19 protein-coding genes and 2 pseudogenes are annotated in these 21,624 nt (G+C 37.0%); 6 read left to right on the plus strand and 15 right to left on the minus strand.

Annotation, left to right across the window (positions count from 1 at the left end):
* From infB to FC37_RS00555, 15 genes are all read right to left on the minus strand, one after another.
* The gene (infB, locus tag FC37_RS00485) at positions 1–2,604 is read right to left on the minus strand and encodes a translation initiation factor IF-2 (protein ID WP_025005940.1); all 2,604 of its coding nucleotides are present in this window, start codon (positions 2,602–2,604) and stop codon (positions 1–3) included.
* A gap of 4 nt (positions 2,605–2,608) precedes the next feature.
* A complete protein-coding gene (locus tag FC37_RS00490) occupies positions 2,609–2,920 on the minus strand; it encodes a L7Ae/L30e/S12e/Gadd45 family ribosomal protein (protein WP_025005939.1) in 312 nt (103 codons plus the stop codon).
* 2 nt (positions 2,921–2,922) lie between these two features.
* Positions 2,923–3,219 carry an RNase P modulator RnpM gene (gene rnpM, locus FC37_RS00495; protein WP_025005938.1) on the minus strand — a complete coding sequence of 99 codons (297 nt, stop codon included), beginning with the start codon at positions 3,217–3,219 and terminating at the stop codon, positions 2,923–2,925.
* Between the two features lie 8 nt (positions 3,220–3,227).
* Entirely contained in the window at positions 3,228–4,397 is a 1,170-nt protein-coding gene (gene nusA / locus FC37_RS00500; protein WP_025005937.1) for a transcription termination factor NusA, read from the minus strand.
* Between the two features lie 19 nt (positions 4,398–4,416).
* Positions 4,417–4,893 (minus strand): ribosome maturation factor RimP, encoded by a 477-nt coding sequence (gene rimP / locus FC37_RS00505; protein WP_025005936.1) that lies wholly within the window; start codon positions 4,891–4,893, stop codon positions 4,417–4,419.
* A gap of 109 nt (positions 4,894–5,002) precedes the next feature.
* A complete protein-coding gene (locus FC37_RS00510) occupies positions 5,003–9,313 on the minus strand; it encodes a PolC-type DNA polymerase III (RefSeq protein ID WP_025005935.1) in 4,311 nt (1,436 codons plus the stop codon).
* 5 nt (positions 9,314–9,318) lie between these two features.
* Positions 9,319–11,016, minus strand: coding sequence for a proline--tRNA ligase (locus FC37_RS00515; RefSeq protein ID WP_025005934.1), 1,698 nt, complete (start codon positions 11,014–11,016; stop codon positions 9,319–9,321).
* Positions 11,017–11,056: 40 nt separating this feature from the next.
* A complete protein-coding gene (gene rseP / locus FC37_RS00520; protein ID WP_025005933.1) occupies positions 11,057–12,313 on the minus strand; it encodes an RIP metalloprotease RseP in 1,257 nt (418 codons plus the stop codon).
* Positions 12,314–12,323: 10 nt separating this feature from the next.
* A complete protein-coding gene (locus FC37_RS00525; RefSeq protein ID WP_056945435.1) occupies positions 12,324–13,139 on the minus strand; it encodes a phosphatidate cytidylyltransferase in 816 nt (271 codons plus the stop codon).
* 2 nt (positions 13,140–13,141) lie between these two features.
* Positions 13,142–13,876: an isoprenyl transferase gene (locus FC37_RS00530; protein WP_025005932.1), complete on the minus strand. Its 735-nt coding sequence runs from the start codon at positions 13,874–13,876 to the stop codon at positions 13,142–13,144.
* Between the two features lie 2 nt (positions 13,877–13,878).
* On the minus strand, positions 13,879–14,436 hold the full coding sequence (gene frr, locus FC37_RS00535) for a ribosome recycling factor (protein WP_025005931.1): 558 nt from the start codon (positions 14,434–14,436) through the stop codon (positions 13,879–13,881).
* Positions 14,436–15,161 (minus strand): UMP kinase, encoded by a 726-nt coding sequence (gene pyrH / locus FC37_RS00540; RefSeq protein ID WP_025005930.1) that lies wholly within the window; start codon positions 15,159–15,161, stop codon positions 14,436–14,438. Before pyrH ends, frr begins: the two co-directional genes overlap by 1 nt.
* 139 nt (positions 15,162–15,300) lie before the next feature.
* Complete coding sequence (tsf, locus tag FC37_RS00545) at positions 15,301–16,326, minus strand: translation elongation factor Ts (RefSeq protein WP_056945436.1); 1,026 nt, start codon at positions 16,324–16,326, stop codon at positions 15,301–15,303.
* A 33-nt stretch (positions 16,327–16,359) separates the two neighbouring features.
* Positions 16,360–17,133 carry a 30S ribosomal protein S2 gene (gene rpsB, locus FC37_RS00550; RefSeq protein ID WP_056945437.1) on the minus strand — a complete coding sequence of 258 codons (774 nt, stop codon included), beginning with the start codon at positions 17,131–17,133 and terminating at the stop codon, positions 16,360–16,362.
* Between the two features lie 162 nt (positions 17,134–17,295).
* Complete coding sequence (locus tag FC37_RS00555; protein WP_025005928.1) at positions 17,296–18,327, minus strand: GIY-YIG nuclease family protein; 1,032 nt, start codon at positions 18,325–18,327, stop codon at positions 17,296–17,298.
* A gap of 64 nt (positions 18,328–18,391) precedes the next feature.
* Between FC37_RS00555 and FC37_RS00560 the strand changes: the two genes are divergently transcribed.
* The 6 genes and pseudogenes from FC37_RS00560 to tnpC all read left to right on the plus strand — a co-directional run.
* Complete coding sequence (locus tag FC37_RS00560; RefSeq protein WP_025005927.1) at positions 18,392–19,006, plus strand: lysophospholipid acyltransferase family protein; 615 nt, start codon at positions 18,392–18,394, stop codon at positions 19,004–19,006.
* 103 nt (positions 19,007–19,109) lie between these two features.
* Positions 19,110–20,285, plus strand: a complete 1,176-nt coding sequence (locus FC37_RS00565) for an SAM-dependent methyltransferase (protein WP_056945438.1) — start codon at positions 19,110–19,112, stop codon at positions 20,283–20,285.
* Positions 20,286–20,388: 103 nt separating this feature from the next.
* Positions 20,389–20,565 (plus strand): hypothetical protein, encoded by a 177-nt coding sequence (locus FC37_RS10450; protein ID WP_164477378.1) that lies wholly within the window; start codon positions 20,389–20,391, stop codon positions 20,563–20,565.
* Entirely contained in the window at positions 20,562–20,789 is a 228-nt protein-coding gene (locus tag FC37_RS10625) for a hypothetical protein (RefSeq protein WP_236697248.1), read from the plus strand. The genes FC37_RS10450 and FC37_RS10625 overlap by 4 nt, the downstream gene beginning before the upstream one ends.
* A pseudogene (tnpB, locus tag FC37_RS10630) lies at positions 20,729–20,908 on the plus strand (IS66 family insertion sequence element accessory protein TnpB); the annotation flags it as partial. The gene FC37_RS10625 and the pseudogene tnpB, both read left to right, overlap by 61 nt.
* A gap of 6 nt (positions 20,909–20,914) precedes the next feature.
* Positions 20,915–21,624 (plus strand): annotated as a pseudogene (gene tnpC, locus FC37_RS00575) (IS66 family transposase); the annotation flags it as partial.

Genomic DNA, 21,624 nt, shown 5'->3' on the forward strand with positions numbered 1-21,624 from the left:
TTACTTAGGTTCAACTTGTTGCATTTCGTAAACTTCGAATTCGTCGCCGACTTTAATATCGTTGTAGTCTTTGATAGTTAAACCACAATCGTTACCTTGCTTAACTTCTTTGGCATCATCTTTAAATCTCTTAAGTGAAGCAATTTCACCATCGTATTTAACAATACCATCACGAATAACTCTAATTTTGGCGTTATTCTTAACCAATCCCTTATCAACAAAGGAACCAGCAATAGTACCAACCTTAGATACTTTCCAAGTTTCACGAACAGTAAGGTTACCGATAACCTTTTCTTCGTAAGTTGGTTCAAGCATACCCTTCATGGCTGCAGTCACATCATCAATTGCCTTGTAGATGATACTGTACAAACGAATGTCGACGCCTTCAGTTTCAGCTTGACTCTTAGCAGTTGCAGTTGGACGAACATTAAATCCAATGATAAATGCATTAGAAGCACCGGCTAAGGTTACGTCTGACTCATTAATAGCACCTACACCTGAGTGAATGATGTTAACACGAACGCCTTCAACTTCAATCTTTTCAAGAGATTGTTGCAAAGCTTCAACAGAACCTTGAACATCAGCCTTCAAGACAATGTCAACTTCCTTCATATTCTCCTTCTTCATAGTATCGAAGAGGTTATCGAGAGTGACATGTTGAACATTTTCACGAGACTTTTGCAAAGCTTGTTGTGCTCTAGCTTCACCAACTGAACGTGCTGTCTTTTCATCCTTAAATTCAACTAATTTATCAGCTGATTCTGGAACGTCATTCAAACCAGTAATTTCAACTGGTTCAGATGGAGTAGCCTTTTTAACTTGACGACCACGATCGTTAGTCATAGTACGAACACGGCCAAAAGTATCACCAACAACAATTGGATCACCAACATTTAAAGTACCTTGTTGAATCAAAACGTCGGCTACTGGTCCACGACCACGTGATAAGCGAGCTTCAATTACAGTACCAATTGCCATTTCTGTTGGGTTAGCCTTAAGTTCCATCACATCAGCTTGAAGCAAGATCATTTGTAATAAATCATCAACATTTTGACCAGTCTTAGCTGAGATATTTACAAAGATGGTGTCACCACCGTAATCTTCAGGAATTAAATTATATTTCATCAATTCTTCAGTTACGTGTTGTGGGTTAGCACCTGGCTTGTCCATCTTGTTAATTGCTACAATAATTGGAACATTGGCGCTCTTAGCGTGGTCAATAGCTTCAACAGTCTGTGGCATAACACCATCATCGGCTGCAACAACTAAGACAACAATATCAGTAATTTCAGCACCACGTGCACGCATGTTTGAGAAGGCTGCGTGTCCAGGAGTATCTAGGAAAGTAATCAAGCGGTCATCAAGACGAACTTGGTAAGCACCGATCTTCTGGGTAATACCACCAGCTTCATGAGCTGAAACATGGGTATGACGCAAACGGTCAAGCAAAGTAGTTTTACCATGGTCAACGTGCCCCATAATAGTAACTACAGGTGGACGCTTAACTTGATTCTTAGATTTCTTAGAAGCTTCCATTCTCTTGTCATAAAGAGTATCAATATCAGAAATATCTTCATGAACCTTTTGCTTAGCATTAATACCGTATTCAGCTGCTAATAATTCGATGGTATCCTTATCCAAAGATTGGTTTTGGTTAGTCATCACACCAAGCATGAATAATTTCTTAACAATTTCAGCTGGTTCACGGTGAATCAACTTACCAATGTCTTGAGCGTTCATACCTTCTTCATATATTAAAGTTTCTGGTAATGGACGTTCCTTACGCTTAGTAGGTTGCTTCTTTGGCTTTTGTTCTTGTTGACGTTTCTTATTCTTACGACGTTTTCTTTCTGAACGATCAGAATGTTCATTATGATTATTAAAGAATTGGTTCTTACCTTTACGTCCTGGCTTACCCATATTCTTACCACGACCATTGCCACGTTTTTCATCTTTAGGAGGCTCAGGAATAGAAACCTTCACTGCAGGCTTATCATTTGTTGAAGGTTGATTCTTCTTCAAACGTGCTGGAGATGGTTTCAAAATCTTTGGACCAATAACTTTTTTCTCTACTGATTCTGACTTCTTAGTATTGTTTTCTTTGTTAGTTTTCTTCTTATTATTCACTGGTTGTTCTTTTTTCGGATGTCTCAATTGTTCGTGATATTCTTTTTTAGCTTTTTGTGCTTCTCGATTAAGCAGGCCTTCCTCTGCACGTTGCTTTTGCTTAAATTGTTGCAACAAAGCAGCTGCTTTTGGCTTACCTGAATTTGAGTTATGATCGCGATCATTTCTATTTTTGCGATTGCGATCATTATTATTTTGACGACGCTTATTGTTACGTCTTCTAGGCTTCTTTGAACCTGCATTATCTTCTTGTTTCTTTTCGTTCTTACGAATAGAAGAAACAGAGATCTTTATTTTATTGCTTTTCTCAGCGGGAGCGGAGTTTTGGAAACTACCTTTTAATTTTGCAACTTGTGCATCATCTATTGATGACATATGGTTCTTTATATCGAAGCCCAATTCCTTTGCTTTTTGGACTACAACTTTATTATCGACGCCCACTTCTTTTGCGACTTCATAAATTCTTTTCTTTGCCATCCAATCACACTCCTTCATTTATTTTTTTAATCAATGCCTTGGTAAAACCGACATCGGTTAATCCTAAAACTTTACGTTTTTTGCTGATAGCTTTGGAAATCTCATCAGCTGAAAATAAGTTTATTATAGGAACATTAACTTTTCTGGCAGCACGATCAACTTTTTCAGCGGTGTTGTCTTGAACGTCACACGCCATGATGACCGCGGTGATTTTTCCTTTGTTAAGCTTGGCAATCACAGTTTCTGTCCCAGTAATTAATTTACCAGCTCGCTGTGCTAAACCTAACAAATTAATCGCTTTTTGTCTATTTTGCAAACTTATTTATCACCAAACAATTCTTTTCTTGCTTTTTGATGATCAACATATGAATAAAGCTCGTCATAAAAACTATCTGGAACCTTAGCCCCTAAGCTACGATCTAAAATATGCTTTTCTTTAGCGGCTTTAATCTTGGTTGGATCAAGTGAAACATATGCGCCGCGTCCTGCTTTTTTGCCAGTAGGATCAACAGCAATATTCTTTTCTTTATCGATTACGACACGTACCAACTCTTTTTTAGGTTGCATAGTGTCGGTTAATAAATCCTTCCGCATTGGGATTTTTCTTTTTTTCAAAAAATCACCTATTCTTCAGTATTATCTTCGCTTGAACTTTCTTCTACCTGTGTAGCTGCTTCATCTGTATCAACTGAACTATCCTCATCAGATTCAGTATCAGCAGATTTGGCTGCAGTGTCTGACTCTTCATCAACAAATTCTACTTCAGATTCTGGACGAATATCAATCTTATAGCCTGTTAAGCGAGCAGCAAGACGTACATTTTGTCCCTTCTTACCAATAGCAAGTGACAATTGGTAATCTGGAACAATTACTAACGCACTCTTTTCTTCTTCATTATCACCAAATTGAACAGCAATTACTTCTGCTGGATTCAATGCATTAGCAATAAAGTCAGAAGGATCTTCTTCGTACTTAACGACATCAATATTTTCGCCACCAAGTTCATTAACAACATTTTGAACACGAGCACCCTTTTGACCTACACAAGTACCAACTGGATCAATGTTAGGGTCATTTGACTTAACAGCCATCTTAGTACGGTCGCCAGCTTCACGGGCAATTGATACAATTTCAACAGTTCCATCATAAATTTCAGGAACTTCTTGTTCAAATAATCGCTTGACAACATCAGGTGCAGTTCTTGAAACAACGATTTGTGCACCCTTAGAATCTGAGCCAACATGAGTTACAAGTACACGAATTTGATCTTGTGGGTTGTAAACTTCATTTGGCATTTGGTCACGTTGAGGCATCACAGCTTCAACATTGCCAATATTAACATATACAAAACGATTATCACGTCGTTCAACAGTACCTGTAACTAATTCATCTTCATATTGAGAATATTCGTCAATAATATGACTTCTTTCTGCTTCACGAAGACGTTGCATAATAACTTGCTTAGCAGTTTGAGCAGCAATTCGACCAAAGTTCTTTGGTGTAACTTCAAATCGAATTTCATCCCCAACTTCATAAGCACGATTAATTGCCAAGGCGTCTTTCAAACTAACTTCAAGACGGTCATCTTGTACTTCATCAACGACTGTCTTAACAGCCATTACCTTGAAGTTACCTCTTCTTTCATCGAAGTCAACTTCAACGTTTTGGGCTTGATTATAATTTTTCTTGTATGCAGCTACCAAAGCGGCCTTGATTGCATCAACAATAACATCTTGTTTAATGCCCTTGGTCTTTTCCAAGGTAGCAAACGCTTCTAGCATTTCTTTAGACATAAGTTTTTGATCAACCTTTCTAAAATTCAATTGCAAAACGAATCTTTGCAATTAACTTACGAGGGATAGTTAATTTCTTTCGTCTTGTTTTATCTTTTACTTCTAATACAATCTCATCATTATTATAGGATTTAAGCGTACCTTCATACACTTTTCTGTCCTCAATTTTTTGATAAAGACCAATATGAACATAATCATTCAGTGCTCTCTCCCAATCAGCTTCAGTCTTAATAGGGCGTTCAGCACCTGGAGATGATAACTCTAAAACATATGGATCAGGAAGCGGATCAGGATCAATTGTATCAAGTTTTTCAGAAACCAATTCACTTAAAGCCGCAATTTCATCGATATCGATACCATTGGGCTGACGATCAACATAAATTCGTAAATAGTTTTGACCTTTTTCCTTAACGTATTCCATATCAACTAACATGTCGCCATGCTCGTCAATAATTGTTTCGACAACTGGACGAACAAGATCTATAACTTTAGACAAAAAATTTCCTCCGTAATAAAAAGAGTGAGCATTACTGCTCACTCGAATTTACCTATTCGAACTTCTTTATTAGTATACCATGTTTTACATAACAATGTAATAATAACTCCTAGAAAAGTGATAATTGATTTTCATCGGGCATACCTTCCAGTACGCCATTGTCTTCGAAATAATTCATGATTGTTTGTGAAACTTTGCCGCGTTTTGCTAAATCTTCTTTAGATAAGAATTTCTTTTCAGCACGCGCAGCGACAATTTGCTTAGCCGCATTGTCACCTAAACCAGGAACCGCATTAAATGGTGCCAAAATAGTATGCTTATCTAAAATCTTAAAATCCGTAGCTTCTGATTGATCAATATCAACCATTTTAATTTTAATGCCGCGTTCAAGACATTCGTTAGCAATTTCCAAAACTGTCAATAAACTTTTATCTTTGGCTGAAGCATCGTTTCCTTTATCTTGAATTTCTTTCATTGCAGCTTTAACAGTGTTTTTACCATGACTCATTGCAACTAAATCAAATAAATCAGCACGCACTGAGAAATAAGCAGTGTAATAAATTTCTGGATAATATACTTTAAACCAGGCGATACGTAAAGCCATTAAAATATAAGCAGTGGCGTGAGCTTTAGGAAACATGTACTTAATCTTTAAACAAGAAGGAATATACCAATCAGGAATATTTTTATTCTTCTTCAAAATTGCCATATTTTCATCACTAATACCACGTCCGTGACGAACAGACTCCATAGTTGAAAAGGCAACTTCTGGTTTAACTCCCCAGTGAATCAAGTCCATCATAATGTTATCACGACAACCAATAACATCCTTTAATTTGCAAGTACCGTTATTGACTAAATCTTCTGCATTTCCTAACCATACATCGGTACCATGTGACAAACCAGAAATCTGCAATAATTCCGCAAAAGTTGTTGGTTTAGTTTCTTCAAGCATCCCTCTAACGAAACGCGTACCAAATTCTGGTACTCCCAAAGTACCTGTTTCTGATTGGATTTGTTCTGGTGTTACTCCTAGAATTTTAGGACTTGAGAAAAGAGACATAACACCAGGATCATCCGGTGGAATAGTCAGTGGATCGATTCCTGACAGATCCTGCAAGTGACGAATCATCGTTGGGTCATCGTGTCCCAGAATATCGAACTTCAAAATATTATCGTGAATTGAGTGGAAGTCGTAGTGTGTAATTAACCATGCTGCATTAACATCATCAGCTGGATAAGATACAGGAGTAAAATCATAAATATCCATGTCATCAGGAACTACAACAATACCAGCAGGGTGCTGACCTGTAGTTCTTTTTACTCCACGAATACCACTAGCCAGGCGATCCAATTCCGCATTTCTAGCTTTCAAATCACGCTCTTCATCAAAGTGTTTTGCATAACCATATGCAGTCTTATCTGCAACCGTCGCAATAGTTCCGGCACGATAAGAATTATCTGGACCGAACATTACTCGAATAAAGTTATGCGCAACTGGTTGATAGTCTCCTGAGAAGTTCAAATCGATATCAGGAACTTTATCCCCATGGAAGCCTAGGAAAGTCGCAAACGGAATATCCTGTCCATCTTTAACTAAAGGCGTTCCACATTTTGGACAATCCTTATCAGGTAAGTCAAATCCAGAACCATATTCACCATTTTCAAAGAATTGCGAATATTTACACTTAGGACAACGATAATGTGGTGCAAGTGGATTAACTTCCGTAATTCCTGACATAGTAGCTACCAGACTGGAACCTACAGAACCACGAGAACCTACCAAGTAACCATCTTTATTTGACTTGGCCACCAGACGTTGAGAAATCAAGTAAATAACCGCATATCCATTAGAAATAATAGAATTTAATTCTAGATCAATTCTGTCTTTTACGATTTTAGGCAACGGCTTGCCATAAAGTTCATACGCCTTATCATAAGTTAACTTTTTCATTTCTTCATCAGCGTGTTCAATATGAGGTGGATATAATCCATCCTTAATTGGCTGAATCTCAGAAATTTCATCAGCAATCTTATTTGTATTATCAATAACGATTTCTTTGGCTACATCTTCACCTAAGAAACTAAATGCATCAAGCATTTCCTGAGTTGAATAAAAGTGCAAATCAGGTTGCGGTTTATTTCTATTTGGATTAGATCGTTGCGCTGAAATTAAAATAGTTCGGTAAATAGCATCATGTGGTTCAACATAGTGTGCATCTCCTGTTGCAACAACAGGCTTATTCAATTCTTTACCTAACTTATAAATATTCCCAATAATTTCTTCAAGTTGTGCTTCATCTTTAATTAATCCATCCTCGATTAATTGAGAATAATTTGCAGGAGGTTGTACTTCCAAAAAGTCATAAAACTTAGCTTTTTCTCTAGCCTCGTCATAACCTTTCTGCATCATTGCTACAAAGACATCACCTTGCCAACAACCTGAGCCATAAAACAGACCTTCATGCAAACGAGCTAAATCTGATTTAGGAGTACGCGGAATTCGATAAAAGTCTTTCGTACTTGCTATTGAAACTAGTTTGTATAAATTCTTTAATCCCTTTTGATCTTTAGCCAAAACCGTCATGTGGGATGGTCGAGCTCGCTTATAAACCTCACCATGTGCAGCATAACCATTTAAGTTATTCAAATTATCTTCATTATATTTTTTCTTAAATGCATCTAGCAGCTTATACATTAAGTAACCAGTTGCTTCCGCATCTTGATTAGCTCTATGGTGATGTTCCAAGGAAACATTATATTTTTTGGCTAATGAATCCAAAGTATGACGGTTCTGTTCAGGGTGAAGCAAACGAGAAACTTCTAGCGTATCGACAACTGGTTGTGTGATTTCACTAAGACCAGCTCTTCTTAAAGCGGCATTAACAAAGCCGACATCAAATTGAACATTGTGTCCACATAAAGGACGATCACCATAAAAGTCTTGGAATTGCTTAATAACTACATCTTCATCATCAGCAGCACTAACCATCTCATCCGTAATTGAAGTTAAATTAATGGTTTGTTCACTCAAAGGATGGTGTGGGTTAATGAATTTATCAAAACGTTCAATAACTTCGCCGTTTTTCATCTTAACAGCACCAATTTCAATAATAGTGTCATAAACAGATGAAAGACCAGTAGTTTCAACGTCGAAAATAACAAATTCACGATCTTCATAAGTCATTGGAGCTGGATTGATAACCAATAATGCATGGTCATCTATCATATTCGCTTCAACACCATATAAGATTTTTGTGCCTGTAGCTTTACCTGTACTATAAGCTTCTGGGAAGGACTGAACATCACCATGATCTGTAATAGCGATAGCCTTCTGACCAAATTTTTTAGCAGTTTTAATAAAATCACTTGGTGCATTAGTTGCATCTAATTGACTCATATTAGTGTGCAAATGAAGTTCTACTCTCTTTTGCTCACCCTCATATTTTTCCGTTCGTCCGATATGTTCAACTGTTTCAAAGCTGCTAATGTTGAATACTACATCATGTACCCATTGATCATCGATTGCTGAACCTTGCATTTTAGCCCAAGTACCAGGCTTAATTGCAGCCATTTGCTCAATTTGTTCCTTATTTGAAGCAAATTTCTTAAACGCAATTGAATCACTATAGTCAGTAATTTCACCTGTAAAAATTACTGAACCGTTTTTCAATTCTCTACTTTCAATATTGAAAATATTACCTTCAATTACAACATTTCGAGTACCATCTTCAACATCTTGAATTTGCGTAATCGGAGCATTTTCATCTAGTTTTCGATTGCCATAACTAGTACGCTTGGTTTGGTACTGCTGCTTTGGTTTAGGCTTCGGCTTTTCCGGAGTATTGTTAAAAGCCTCCTGCATACTTTTTTCATGTTCATGCTGAAGCTCTTGCAAACTTTCTAAACTGTTTTGTAAATTAGTTTGATCGACTTCGGTTATAAATTTTAAATTAAAGAAACCAAAGTCACGCATCTCTTCAGCCAAATCATCTAAAGCCTTTTGTTCGATTAATCCATCAATTACATTGTTATCTACTGGAATAACCCAACGACCATTTTCTTTTTTAGGTTTTTGTCCAGCTAAAAATTCTCTAGCGACGGGAGATAAAATATTTGAATTCTGTACCGCATAATGCCAGTAATCTGGCAAGTATTGGTCAGAACCATCACCTGTACCAACAAAAAATCTTACATTTACAAATGCTGAAAAAGTTTCTTCTATTGCTTTTCTTAATGCTACATAAGTGTCATATTTCAAAGGGGTATCAAAAAAAACATGGATATCCCACCTATGTTCTTTAGCGTAAACATCCACGTTTTCAACCTTTCCCTTTTGAAGAAGATAATTATCTTCAAAACTATCAGGGAAATGAACTTGTTTGAGCAATTTTAAGAAAAGATCATTTTTATTTGCCACAAAAATTATCCTAACTCTTGATTTACAAACTTATCTAATTCATCAATTGACATTTCGGTTGCCTTATCATCAGTAGGTCTCTTAACCTCAACGATACCATCAACAGCCTTCTTACCAACCGTAATTCTAATAGGTGCACCGACTAAATCTGCATCTGCGAACTTAACACCAGCACGTTCCTTACGGTCATCGTATAAAACATCATACTTTTCACTGAACTTCTTTTCAAGTTTTTCAGCTAATTCGGTTTGATCTTCTTTATTCATTTTCATTTGAACAATGTGAATTGCAAATGGTGCAATTTCTTTTGGCCAAGCAACACCGTGTTCAGTCAAGTGTTGTTCTACAGCTGCTGAAAGCATTCTGGTAACACCAATACCATATGAACCCATGATAACAGGCTTAGCCTTACCATTTTGATCCAAGAAATCAGCACCCATAGTCTTAGTGTAATAAGTTCCAAGCTTGAAAATATGACCAACTTCGATTGATGTTGTGAACTTAAGTGGCAAATGATCAACAGGATCTGGTTCGCCTTCGTTTGCTGTTCTAATGTCAGCAAATTCATCAACCTTAAAATCACGATCCAAGTTAGCATTTTCAAATTGGTAATCAGTTTCACCAGCGCCAACGACTACGTTGTAAAGATTCTTAACAGTTTCGTCTGCAATAATCTTGTCAGCCCAATCAGCATTAACAGGACCAACGCCTCCTTTTTCACTACCAGTAATTTCTTTCAAATCAGCAGTGTCTGCTTCATGAACTTCATCAGCGTCAAGAACATGTCCAAGTTTTACTTCATTAATTTGCTTATCGCCACGAATTAAAACCAAAACTTTTTGATCATCCGCAATATAAAGAATACTCTTAACAATTCTAGTTGCTGGAACATTCAAGAACTTAGCTAATTTTTCGATTGTATCACAATCTGGAGTTGCTACTTTAGTAAGTTCCTTGGCATCTTCTGGTTCTTGTTTAAAGGTATCAATACTCTTAGCCATTTCAAGGTTAGCAGCATATGTTCCCTTTTCATTAGTAGCAATAGTATCTTCACCAATAGCAGCTGGTGCTTGGAATTCAGTTGAGTTTTTACCACCCATTGTACCTGAGTCAGCAATTACTGGGTGTACAGTAACACCGGCACGCTTAAAGATTCGCTTATATGCACTCTTTTGATCATCAAATTGCTCATCTAATTGATCACGAGTTGCGGCAAAACTATAACCATCAAGCATGACAAATTCACGACCACGGAGTAAACCGAAACGAGGACGATTTTCATCACGGAATTTAGTTTGAATTTGGTACAAAGCTAATGGCATTTGCTTATAACTCTTAAGGTTCTTAGCAATAATTTCAGTAAAAGTCTCTTCATGGGTAGGTCCAAGCAAACTTTCACGGCCATGGCGATCCTTCAATTTGAACATTTCAGCGCCGTACTTCTTGTAACGACCTGATTCTTGCCATAAAGTAGCTGGTAATAAATGAGGCATGATCATTTCAGGAACATTGATTTTTTCCATTTCATCTTCAATAATTCCTTCAGCCTTACGTAATACACGATAACCTAATGGAAGATAAGCATAAACACCAGCAGTAACCTGACGAATATATCCCCCTCTAATCATCAACTTGTGGCTTTCTGCCACAGCATCTGATGGAGCTTCCTTTAAAGTTGGCATAAAAAATTTTGATTGACGCATTACTTTCTCCTAAAGTAAAAACAAAACTAACTATTATTAATTATTTTATAAAATAGCGATAAATGTCATTGCCTGTAACTGCAATAATTAATACTAATAATAAACCAAAGCCAATTAATTCAACAATTGCCTCATGTTCTTCTGAAATTGGTTTACCACGAACTAATTCAATTAAGTTCAATAAAAGTTTACCACCATCTAAACCTGGAATTGGAATTAAATTAACAATTCCCAAATTAATTGAGATCATTGCTAAAAAGGCTAATACATATGTAAAGCCCATTTGTGAAACTTGCAAAGTTTGAGAGTAAATTCCTACAGGACCAGACAATTTATTAAGACTAAAATGTCTAAATAAGTTACCTACTGCATTAAAAATCAAACCGGTTGTAGAAACAGCTGTATCCCAACCTCTTTTTAATTTTACGCCAGCATTTTCATTACTTTTAGCAACAATACCTATTTGATAAATTTTTTGCTTCTGAATTCGATGAGCCTTTGGTTTAACCATTACAGTTTTAGTAGAGCCATCTTTACTTAATTCAAATTTAAGACTCTTACCTTTGCTTTGATTAACTTTTTCAGTTACCTGTTCAAAGCTATTAATCTTTTGACCATTAACCGCTACAATTCGATCACCCGGTGCAATTTTAGCAATCTGAGCAGGTGAACCATTCGTAGTAGATTGAATAGTAGTTGTGGCTGGACCTGGCACCGTAAATGTCCAGATTAAGAACACAACAAAACCTAATAAAATATTCATAAAAGGACCAGCAAAATTAGTTGCTAACTTTTGCCAGACCTTTGCTTCATTAAATTGAGTATCACGAGGTGCAATGATTAATTCGGTACCATTTTTTTCAATGATAGTTGCATCATGATTAACATGGTAAGTTACCGGTTTATTTTCATCGCCATTCTCATAGCCTTCAATTACTAAATTATCTACTAAATCTGCCTTAGTAACTTGAACGGGAATACCCTCTATTGGCATGTCAGATTCAGAAGCATCTATTCTAACCACTTCATCCTGATCATTTAACTGCAAAATTACAGTCATGCCCGGATCTAATTTGCTTTCATCATCAGATCCTGCTAATCGAACATAACCACCAAGTGGTAGCCACCTGATAGTATAAGTAGTAGGATTTCTTCTAATCTGAAATAACTTAGGTCCCATACCAATTGAGAATTCTCGCACAAGTATACCTGATTTTTTGGCTACAATAAAATGTCCAAATTCATGGACAAAAACTAATAAGCCAAAAACGATTAAAAAGATTAGTATACCTTTCAATAAAATTCTCCTAGTGAACAATACCTAAGATAGCAGCTACTACAGGTAAAACAAATAACATACTATCAAATCGGTCTAAAATACCACCATGTCCTGGTAAAATTTTACCAGAGTCTTTAACACCGTAGAAACGCTTATATGCTGACTCAACTAGGTCACCCATTTGACCTACGATTGAAAGGAAGAATGCCAAAATTACCATAGTTAATTCGGAAACTCCAAAAACAATGTTAAAGTGACTCAAAATTGCTAGGTAAATTGCACTACAAATCAATGCACAAATAACGGCACCAATTGATCCTTCCCAAGTTTTATTAGGGCTAATTACTGGCCATAACTTATGTTTACCAATCTTACGACCGATCATGTAAGCACCAATATCAGTTGACCAAACAACTACAAACACGTAACCCAATAAAGCTAAACCATTTTGCGGGTAAGCTCTAATGGCTGCCATGTAGTGGAAGCCAATCCCTATATAAAGTGATGCCAAGATGTAAACACCAACATCATCGAAAGTAGTCTTATTTTTAGAAAGTACTGTCCAGGTTAAGAACAGCATAACAATTCCAAAGAATACTCCGAATTTGGTTATATTAGGTGGGAATGCCTTAAAAAATGCATCCGGCACTGTCCATGTCAAAGTTGCAAGCAATGCTAGCAAGAAATCAAATGAGACCAAAATCTGTTTTTTCATTAAAAAGATCTCGCTAATGCCGACTGCAGCAAATAATACAGTCAACCAATCCATCCAAAGGCCACCTGCAAGCACAATTGGAATAAATAAAATCAAGGCAATAACTGCCGTAATTACACGTTGTTTCATATTTAACTATCCGATTCGTCTACCTTACCAAAGCGCCGATTACGGTGCTTAAAATCATTTACAAATTTTCTTAAATCATCTTCATCAAAATCTGGCCAATTTTTATCACTAAAAGCCAACTCTGAATAAGCTAATTGCCACAATAAGAAATTAGATATTCTTTGTTCTCCTGATGTCCTAATTAACAGGTCAGGATCTTGATACTTGCCAAAATTTTTGGTCATCAAGTGCTGGGAGATCATTTTCTCGGTAATGTCTTCACTTTTTAGTGCACCAGCTTCGATCATACCACCTAATTCTTTCATTGCAGTCGTTATTTCTCTTCTAGAGCCATAATTAAAAGCAAAATTAAGAATTAAGCCAGTATTATGAGCAGTTTCTGACATTGCTCGTTGTACTATTTTATAAGTCTTTTCTGGCAATTCGTCTAAGTAACCCATAATGTTTACTTTAACGTTATTTTCCATCAAAGTAGGCATGTATTTGTCGAAAAAGCGCACGGGAAGATTCATTAAATAAGCTACTTCTTCTTTAGGTCTAGCCCAGTTTTCAGTAGAAAAAGCATATAAAGTTAGCACTTTAATTCCTAACTTATTAGCTGCTAGGGTAATTCGCTCAACATTATCCATGCCTTCACGATGTCCTACAAAACGAGGCTTGTGCCTTTTCTTAGCCCAGCGTCCATTACCATCCATGATAATGGCTAAATGATTTAATTCATTATCTGTCTTGCTCATGCTTAACCTTGAGTAATTTCCTTACGCTTTTCATCAGCAAGTTGATCGATCTTTTTAGTAGAATCATCAGTTACCTTTTGAACTTGCTTTTCTAAATTGCGTTGTTCATCTTCAGTAATATTGCCGTCTTTTTGTTCTTTCTTCAAAGCGTCCATAGCTTCGCGACGAACATTTCTAACGGCGATCTTAGCATCCTCAGCGTATTTTCCAACTTCTTTGGCGATTTCTTCTCTTCTTTCACCAGTAAGTTGAGGAATAACTAATCTAATAACCTTACCATCATTGGCTGGAGTTAAGCCTAAATTAGAAGCTAAAAGAGCATGTTCAATATCATCCAAACTATTTTGATCGTATGGAGTAATAAGCAAAACACGTGGTTCTGGAATAGTAATACTTGACATTTGAGTCAATGGAGTAGGTGCACCATAATATTCAACTTGAACATTGTCAAGAAGAGCAGCATTGGCTACACCGGCACGAATTGAAGCTAATCTCTTTTGATAAACCTTAATAGATTTATCCATGTTATCTTGTGCTTTTTTAATAGTTTCGTTATTCATTATTTGTCACCTCTAATAACAGTACCAATATTTTCACCCATAACAACCTTCTTAATGTTGCCTGGAGTATTAACGTTAAATACAATTAATGGAATTTCAGTATCCATTGAAAGTGAACTTGCGGTTCTATCCATAACCTTCAAGTCTTTTGAAATCAAATCAAGTTGAGTTAATTCAGTAAACTTAGTAGCTGTTGGATCAGTCTTAGGATCAGCTGAGTAAACACCATCTACACCATTCTTGGCCATCAAAATTACATCAGCGCCAATTTCAGCAGCACGAAGAGCAGCAGTAGTATCAGTTGAGAAGTATGGGTTACCTGTACCACCACCAAAAATAACTACGCGACCCTTTTCAAGATGACGGAGTGCTCTTCTTCTAATATAAGGCTCAGCAATTTGTCTCATTTCAATTGAAGTTTGCATTCTAGTAGGAACACCAACTTTTTCAAGACCATCTTGTAATGCTAATCCATTCATAATGGTAGCAAGCATACCCATGTAATCGGCTTGTGCACGTTCCATGCCTAACTTAGCACCGGTTTCACCGCGCCACATATTACCGCCACCACATACGATGCCGATTTCAACACCTAAATCATGAACAGATTTAATTTCTTTAGCTAAATGACCAATTACAGTTGGATTAATTCCATTTCCCTTATCACCTGCTAAAGCTTCACCTGATATTTTTAAAATGATACGTTTATATTTAACTTGACTCATAGTGACCTCCTCTAATAGCTTTAATTATTCTACCATATCTAACTCAACAATGTCTTGATAGTAAAAACAATCATAATAAAAAATAAAAAGGAGAAGCACTTAATGTACTCCTCCTTTCTATCATAATGTAATTTTTAAATTACTTCATTTGTTCGCGAACTTCAGCAGCAAAGTCTTCTTGCTTCTTTTCGATACCTTCACCAACTTCGAAACGTTGGAAAGCAACTAACTTAGCGCCTTTATCCTTCAAGAATTCGCCAACAGTCTTGCTATCATCCATGATGTAGTCTTGTGATAAGACTGCAAATTGCTTATCTACTTGAGTGTTATCATCGATAAAGCGTTGCATCTTACCAGGGATAATTCTGTCCCAGATCTTTTCTGGCTTGCCTTCTTCTTTAAGTTCAGCCTTAATGTCTTCCTTAGCCTTAGCTAAAACATCATCAGTTAATTGCTTTTCTGAACCATAAACAAGGTGTGGCAATGGCTTCTTGTGTACCAATGCACGACTTTCATTGTCTTGATCAATCTTGTGGTTCATTACAGCTAATTGATCAGTAATAAATTGATCATCTAATTCGTCAGGTGAGATAACCTTTGGCTTCATAGCTGCAATGTGCATTGCCAAGTGCTTAGCAGTAGCTGCATCGGCACCCTCTAAAACGGTAATAACACCGATTTGGCCACCATTGTGTTGGTAAGCACCAAATTCTTGATCATCATTCTTCTTTTCCAAAGCGAAGCGACGTAAAACAATCTTTTCACCAATGGTAGCAGTTGCATTAACGAATGCTTGATCTAAAGTTGAACCATCGTCCATCTTTAATTCCTTAGCTGCTTCCATATCAGCAGGTTGACCTTCAGCAATGGTCTTAGTTGCGTCCTTTACTAAGTTAACAAACTTATCATTTGAAGAAACAAAGTCAGTTTCTGAGTTAACTTCGGTAATAGCTGCTACATTACCATTAACGTAAACACCAGTCAAGCCTTCAGCTGCAACACGGTCAGCCTTCTTAGCAGCCTTAGCCATACCCTTATCACGAAGATATTGGATAGCCTTGTCCATGTCACCTTCAACTTCTACCAATGCCTTCTTAGCGTCCATAACGCCAGCACCAGTACGTTCACGTAATTCTTTAACTAATTTTGCAGTAATTTGTGCCATTAATAGATCCTCCTACGGAACTAACAGTAAAAACTAGTCTTCTGGATTTTCTTCAGCGCTAACGATTTCTTCTGAACCATCAGCATTTTCCTTAAAGTCAACCTCAACAGATTCGTCATCTTGACCTTGCTTACCTTCAACGATAGCGTCAGCCATAGCACCAGCGATTAAGCGGATAGCACGAATAGCGTCATCGTTTGATGGGATAACTACGTCAATTGGATCTGGATCAGTGTTAGTGTCCACCATAGCTACAACTGGGATACCCAAAATGTTTGCTTCGTGAACAGCGATCTTTTCCTTCTTAGGGTCTACTACGAACAATACATCTGGGATTCTTGGCATATCTTCGATACCACCTAAGAATCTTTCAAGCTTGTCCATTTCCTTAGTTAAAAGTGCAACTTCCTTCTTTGGAAGAACATCAAAGGTACCGTCTTGTGACATTTCCTTTAATTGCTTTAATCTCTTAACACGGCTTTGGATAGTAGTCCAGTTAGTCAAAGTACCACCTAACCAACGTTGGTTTACGTAGTATTGACCTGCACGAGTTGCTTCTTCAGCAATTGAGTCTTGAGCTTGCTTCTTAGTACCTACAAATAAGAATACGCCACCGTCTTCGGCAACAGCCTTCATAAAGTTGTACGCATCATCTAACATCTTGATAGTCTTTTGCAAGTCAATGATGTAGATACCATTTCTTTGAGTGAAAATGTAAGGAGCCATCTTTGGGTTCCATCTTCTAGTTTGGTGACCGAAGTGGACACCAGCTTCAAGCAATTGCTTCATTGTAACAACGTCTGCCATATTTATATTCCTCCTATGGTTTTATATCCTCTCAAGCGTTCATTTCATCATCAAACCACTACCTAGGGCACCACGATGATGATCGCTCTTGATGTGTTTTAAAAATTATATGCTAACACAGCATACTCGCCTATTTTACAAAAAATAATTTTATTTTTCAAGCTAAAAATTAATATTATGCTCTCTTAAAAATTTTTCTTTCCAAGCGCGTGAATGGTGCTTAAACCAATACTCTCTTTTTAAAGCTAATCTTTTATCGTCAAATTGCTCATGGTAAATCATACGAACTGGTCGCCTAGATTTGGTGTATTTAGCGCCTTTGCCAGAATTATGCATTTTTAGGCGATGATCTAAATCATTAGTAAAGCCACCATAAAAACTACCATCATTACAAAGCAAAACGTAAAAATAGTATTTACCTCGGGCGTCATGTTTAGCTTTATCTTCAGGGGTCTCTCGAACTATTCTTTGAATTAATGGCTTAAATTCATCATTTTTGTCATGAACTTCGATTGCATCCCTAAGTTCAGTTCCATCTGTCCCAGTGTGCTTTACGGCTTCAACGATAATTAAATTTGCATCATCTCCGCGGTGAGACACAAATGGTTGCACTAATTTTACACTCAAATCATGCTTCATGCAGTAGTAACAAATCTCGCCTAATCGCTCAGGTCGATGCACCATAAACATCTTCCCCTTCATTTTTAATAAGCCACTGGCAACTTCAATAATTTGCTCTAAATTAATTAACAATTCATGACGAGCAATTGCTTTTTTTCTATCTGGGTTTACCTCATGCCCTTCAGGGGCCTTAAAGTAAGGTGGGTTAACTGTTACTACGTCGTAGCTATCCTTACGCAAAAATTTTGCGGCATTCAGTACATTATCCTTATACACTGCTATACGATTTTCCATTTGATTAAGTTCAATAGAACGCTTAGCTTGCGAATATATTTCGTCTTGAATCTCAATTGCATCATAGTGCGCACGATTGAAGTAAGCCATATAAATCGTTGCAGCACAATTTCCCGCACATAAATCTGCTACTTTATCGCGATCACGAATTTGATTCTTAGCCCAATAAGCCAAAAGCAATGTATCCATAGAAAAGCTAAAGGCAGTTTTATCTTGGATAATCCGCAAATCATCACTGTACATATAATCAATTCGTTCATTATCTTTAAGTTCTACCATAAAAATATTTGCCTTTCTTGTCTATCTATTTTTATAATATTACAACAATTGGAGGAACAAAAAGATGTTTTATAAAATAATTCGTCCGATTGCCCGCTTTATCGTATGGGTACTAAATGGACACTTACATATTCATCACAAGAATCGTTTACCTAAAGGTAACTATATCTTAGTAGCACCACACCGAACCTGGTGGGAACCTATCTTGTTTGCCTTAGGTGCTAGTCCAATGGAATTTATGTTCATGGCTAAAATCGAACTATTCAAAAATCCGGTTTTACGTTTTATTCTTAATCATGCTCATGCTTTTCCAGTTGATCGAAAAAATCCTGGACCATCGGCTTTAAAAATTCCAGTTAAAGGTCTTAGAAAAGGAAAACTCTCATTGATTATTTTTCCTTCAGGAACCCGTCATTCAGCTGAATTAAAAGGTGGAGTACTTTTAATTTCTAAAATGTCCAAAAAGCCAATGGTACCCGTCGTTTATCAAGGTCCATTAACCTTTAAAGGACTGCTTAAGCGCAAACCCCTAGAAGTTAGCTTTGGTGATCCAATTACAATTGATCGTAAAACTAAATTAACTCATGAAAATGAACAAATTTTATTCAAGCAACTTGAAGATGCCTGGAATAGCTTGGACAAAGAATTAGACCCTAATTTCCATTATATTGCCAAATAAAACAGCTATTAGCTGTTTTTTATTTTGCTCTCATCCCATTAGCAAATAAAAAGAAAGAAGTGTTAAAATACTTTTAGGTTTTAAATATTGGAGGAAAAAGCAATTGTTAGAAAAAACATTTTACAAAATGATGCTTAGCAAGTCCTTCCCTTTTCCCGTTAAAGTAACCTACTGGGACGGTAAAAGCGAAGTCTACGGTAATGGTACTCCTGAAATCGAAATTGTTTTTAACGAAAAGATCCCTATGGGCGACATTACTAGAAATGCTTCACTCGCACTTGGTGAAGGATACATGGATAAGAAAATTGAAATCCACGGGGATATTCAAAAATTAATTTTTGGTGCTTACGAAAGTGCCGACAGCTTCATGCGTTCCTCAAAGTTCCGCAAATTTTTACCAAAGCAAAAGCACACTGAAAAGCAAAGTGAAGAAGACGTACAAAGCCACTACGATATCGGTAACGACTTCTACAAGTTATGGCTTGATCCTACTATGACTTACTCTTGTGCTTACTTTGAAGATGGTAATGAAAATGATCTTGAACAAGCTCAAATTGCTAAAGTTCACCACATTTTAAACAAATTAAAACCACAAAAAGGCAAGACTTTACTCGACATCGGTTGTGGCTGGGGTACATTGATGCTCACTGCTGCTAAGGAATATGGTCTTAAGGTTACCGGTGTTACATTGAGTGAAGAACAATACAAATTAGTACAAAAGCGTATCTACGATGAAAACTTGCAAGATGTAGCTGAAGTTAGACTTGAAGACTACCGTGAACTTGGTGATCAAACCTGGGATTACGTAACTTCAGTTGGTATGTTTGAACACGTTGGTTCAGAAAACTTGCCTAGATACTTCCAAGATGTATACAAGTACTTAAACAAAGATGGTGTCGCTTTAATCCACGGTATTACTCGTCAACAAGGCGGTGCTACTAACGCTTGGATCAACAAATACATCTTCCCAGGTGGTTACATTCCAGGTTTGCAAGAAATTGTCGGCGACATCGTTGACAGTGGCTTGCAAATCACTGATATGGAAGCTCTTCGTCGTCACTACCAAAGAACTCTTGAAATTTGGGACAAGAACTTCAATGCTGTTCGTGATCAAGTTGAAGATAAAATGGGCGAACGTTTCACTCGTATGTGGAACATGTACTTGAATGCTTGTGCTGCTTCATTTGAATCAGGCAATATCGATGTCATCCAATACTTGCTTACCAAGGGCCCTTCTGGTAAGAACTTGCCAATGACTAGAGGTTACATGCTTAAATAATGCATTAAATAAATCTGCTGTAAGCGTCAGATAACCGAGTATCTTTCTTAGTCGTCTTTTTTCAGCTATTCTAAACTCATCAAAAATATTGGAGGTTAGAATTATGCTCGAAAAACAACGGCCAATTGTGGCTCTAAATCATCCAGTCAGACCAAAGAAGACGCGGCCACCACGTAATAATCTGTTGCTTAGTTTAAAGAAGAATGACTTAGAATTGAACTTTTATAGTAATTTGGATCCTGAGTTAATGAATAAATTACTTGAGAAAGTCTTACCATGATTAGGCTTAGTGACTTGGGGCAAGTTTATATCGTTTGTGGTAAGACTGGCCTACGTAAAGGCATTGATGGCCTAGCAATCTTAATTAAAGAACAGTTTGAACTGATCCTTTTAGTGGTAAAGTTTTTCTTTTCTGTGGTGGAAGCAAGGATCGCTTCAAAGCCCTCTATTGGGGCGGTCAAGGTTTCTGGCTACTCTATAAAAGATATGAAAATGGAAAAATGAACTGGCCCAGGAATCAAAATGAAGTTCAAGCTCTCTCTGCTAAGCAGGTTGATTGGTTAATGAAAGGCTTTGCAATTAGTCCAAAAATAAAGAACACGAAAGCGCGCGAATTCTACTAACACTAAAGGCTAGATCATATCCAACACGCTTACAAATGTAAGTACTGCAGTCGAAGAAATCTTAGCGACAAGATCATTAAAGCTGCAGTACCTAAAGCTCCCCTAAACCATGGTCTAGGTTCAGCTTCACTCATCGCTCATTCACTTTATCAAAAGTATGAAATGAAATTACCCGACTATCGCCAAGAAAGTGACTGGAAAAAGATGGGACTGGAAGTTTCAAGACAGATGTTAAACTATTGGGGCTTAAAGAGTAATGAATACTACTTTAAGCCGATGTTCGAGTTATTAAAACAAAAGCTGTTAACTAGTCCAATCTTACATGCCGATGAAACTTACTATACTGTCTTAGAAAGTGAGACCGTTAAGACTTACTATTGGGTCTTTCTTTCAGGTAAACATGATCCATACAAAATTACGCTGTATCATCATGATCCTTCCCGTAGTGGAAAAGTCGCTCTAAACTTTTTAGGAGACTATCCTGGTTATCTGCACTGTGATATGTGACAAGCTTATGAGCAATTACCTAAAGCAACTCTAGTTGGTTGCTGGGCCCATGTTAGTAGAAAGTTTCATGAAGCCGTACCACAAACAGCTTTTGGAAAGTCCCTTGCCCAAAAAGGAGTTAACTACTGCAATCGCATGTTTTACTTAGAGCGGACCTGGGAGAATTTAAGCAAACAAGAGCGTTACCAGCTAAGACAAGAAAAACTTAA

The sequence above is a fragment of the Lactobacillus gallinarum DSM 10532 = JCM 2011 genome, from assembly GCF_001434975.1.
Classification (GTDB): Bacteria; Bacillota; Bacilli; order Lactobacillales; family Lactobacillaceae; genus Lactobacillus; species Lactobacillus gallinarum.

What these genes read in the sequence shown, in the direction of transcription:
- FC37_RS00525 (WP_056945435.1), bottom strand. Translation starts at nt 13,139, where the DNA reads ATGAAACAACGTGTAATTACGGCAGTTATTGCCTTGATTTTATTTATT.
- FC37_RS00560 (WP_025005927.1), top strand. Translation starts at nt 18,392, where the DNA reads ATGTTTTATAAAATAATTCGTCCGATTGCCCGCTTTATCGTATGGGTA.
- FC37_RS10450 (WP_164477378.1), top strand. Translation starts at nt 20,389, where the DNA reads ATGCTCGAAAAACAACGGCCAATTGTGGCTCTAAATCATCCAGTCAGA.
- pyrH (WP_025005930.1), bottom strand. Translation starts at nt 15,161, where the DNA reads ATGAGTCAAGTTAAATATAAACGTATCATTTTAAAAATATCAGGTGAA.
- tsf (WP_056945436.1), bottom strand. Translation starts at nt 16,326, where the DNA reads ATGGCACAAATTACTGCAAAATTAGTTAAAGAATTACGTGAACGTACT.
- FC37_RS00555 (WP_025005928.1), bottom strand. Translation starts at nt 18,327, where the DNA reads ATGGTAGAACTTAAAGATAATGAACGAATTGATTATATGTACAGTGAT.
- frr (WP_025005931.1), bottom strand. Translation starts at nt 14,436, where the DNA reads ATGAATAACGAAACTATTAAAAAAGCACAAGATAACATGGATAAATCT.
- FC37_RS00530 (WP_025005932.1), bottom strand. Translation starts at nt 13,876, where the DNA reads ATGAGCAAGACAGATAATGAATTAAATCATTTAGCCATTATCATGGAT.
- FC37_RS10625 (WP_236697248.1), top strand. Translation starts at nt 20,562, where the DNA reads ATGATTAGGCTTAGTGACTTGGGGCAAGTTTATATCGTTTGTGGTAAG.
- infB (WP_025005940.1), bottom strand. Translation starts at nt 2,604, where the DNA reads ATGGCAAAGAAAAGAATTTATGAAGTCGCAAAAGAAGTGGGCGTCGAT.
- rpsB (WP_056945437.1), bottom strand. Translation starts at nt 17,133, where the DNA reads ATGGCAGACGTTGTTACAATGAAGCAATTGCTTGAAGCTGGTGTCCAC.
- nusA (WP_025005937.1), bottom strand. Translation starts at nt 4,397, where the DNA reads ATGTCTAAAGAAATGCTAGAAGCGTTTGCTACCTTGGAAAAGACCAAG.
- FC37_RS00515 (WP_025005934.1), bottom strand. Translation starts at nt 11,016, where the DNA reads ATGCGTCAATCAAAATTTTTTATGCCAACTTTAAAGGAAGCTCCATCA.